The 743-nt window shown below is 72.5% G+C and carries 1 protein-coding gene; it reads right to left on the bottom strand.

Annotated elements, in window-relative coordinates; translation table 11 throughout:
* Window positions 1-59: 59 nt before the first annotated feature.
* The coding region (locus BIV01_RS09460; protein WP_139199286.1) for an MFS transporter at window positions 60-743 on the bottom strand (684 nt) is incomplete at its 5' end.

Raw genomic sequence — 743 nt, 5'->3', positions numbered from 1 at the left:
CGCGTCGACGACGCGGGCCGGGCCTCCGGAGACGGTCGGGTCTCCACCGCCGCGGTGCGCTAGGACGCGATCTCGTCGAGGTCGTCGATCCCGCGTGCGGCGGCAGCGGCCCGCCGCGCCCGCATCGACGGTGCCGCGACGGCGGCCAGGACCGCGAGGACGGCCACGCCCGTGCACGCCCAGAACCCGATCGTGAACGCGTCGTCGGTCGGCAGCCCCTGGGCGGTGGTGTGGGACGTGATCAGCGCCGCGATGACCGCGGTGCCGACGCTGGAGCCGATCGTGCGGACGACGGTGTTGGCGCTGATGGCCTCGCCGGTCTGGTTCGCGGGGACGCTCTCGATGATCGCGTTCGAGCACGCGGCGAGGGCGAGGCCGATGCCGATGCCCGTCAGGACGCCGGACACGACGACCTCGGCGATCGCGGCGTGCGAGATCGCGGGGACGAGGAACGCGGCGACGATGGCGACCCCACCGAGCAGCATCGGCGGCTTCGGGCCGACCTTGCGGACGAGGATGCCGGCGATCGGCCCGGCGATGATCATCATGACGACGGTCGGGAGCAGGAAGAGCCCTGCTTCGGTCACGTCCTTGCCGAACCCGTACCCGACGGCGGTCGGGAGCTGGAGGAGCGTCGGGACGAGGACGAACGTGCCGAACATCGCGAAGCCGAAGACGAGCGCGACCACGTGGGCCGTCCAGACGCCGCGGACCGCGAACAGCCGGACGTCGATGAGCGGTTC

The sequence above is a fragment of the Curtobacterium sp. MCBA15_013 genome, assembly GCF_001865095.1.
Classification (GTDB): Bacteria; Actinomycetota; Actinomycetes; order Actinomycetales; family Microbacteriaceae; genus Curtobacterium.
The sequence above is the reverse complement of the archived record's forward strand: the minus strand, read 5'-3'. Positions and strand labels throughout refer to the sequence as shown.